The organism is Saccharothrix sp. ST-888 (assembly GCF_000955975.1).
Classification (GTDB): Bacteria; Actinomycetota; Actinomycetes; order Streptomycetales; family Streptomycetaceae; genus Kitasatospora.
In genome coordinates, this window is record NZ_JYJF01000945.1 from 1 (window position 1) to 306 (window position 306).

The 306-nt window shown below is 76.5% G+C and carries 1 protein-coding gene; it reads left to right on the plus strand.

What is annotated here, in order from left to right; translation table 11 throughout:
• A partial coding sequence (locus tag UK12_RS42635) for a hypothetical protein (protein ID WP_045307282.1) occupies window positions 1-306 on the plus strand: 306 nt, incomplete at both ends.

Genomic DNA, 306 nt, shown 5'->3' on the forward strand with positions numbered 1-306 from the left:
TCGGCGACCCGCCCGGGGGCCTCGGCGTGGACGGACTGCGGCGCACCGACTACGTGTCCCCCAATCTCGCGCTCTTCACCCAGGGCCACGAGCTCGTGGCCGACCTGGACACTTGCGTCGGCACCCGGCCCGGCTCGACCTGGCACCACGTCCCCGCCCGGGCGGCACCCGGCTGGTCGCGGATGGCGCTGGTCCCGGTCCAGGTCAACGCCCTGCTCCCGCCCCAGGGCGCGCTGGCCTACGCCTTCGCCGACAACAGACGCAGCGGCGCCCGCACGCCCCCGGCCGACCCCGCCTCGCACTTGC